Annotated in this window: 1 rRNA gene; it reads left to right on the top strand. The window is 37.7% G+C overall.

The window, feature by feature from the left end:
• Positions 1-228: 228 nt before the first annotated feature.
• Positions 229-297 (top strand): 5S ribosomal RNA (gene rrf, locus ACTG7L_RS10825); the annotation flags it as partial.

The following is a 297-nucleotide window of genomic DNA, read 5'->3' as shown; positions in this document are numbered from 1 at the left end:
AGCGGTGCGAGCCGTTGAGCTAACACATACTAATTGCCCGAGAGGCTTAACTATACAACGCTCAAGTGTTTTTGGGTGAAGTAAGTAAAACTAAATCAAAATTAAATAAACTAAAACACAGACAAAAGAGAAAAGAATCAGTAACAGCTTGTTTCGAATTAAAGAAGATTGAAAAATCGAAAAGAGAAGAACGAAGAATAAGAAATAGAAAGTCATCAAAGGAATAATCCTGATGGTCATAATGCAGTAGCCCCACCTGACGCCATGCCGAACTCAGAAGTGAAATGCTGTAATGCC

The sequence above is a fragment of the Lonepinella sp. BR2357 genome, from assembly GCF_051851525.1.
GTDB lineage: Bacteria > Pseudomonadota > Gammaproteobacteria > Enterobacterales > Pasteurellaceae > Lonepinella.
This window is presented reverse-complemented; position numbering and strand designations above follow the sequence as displayed.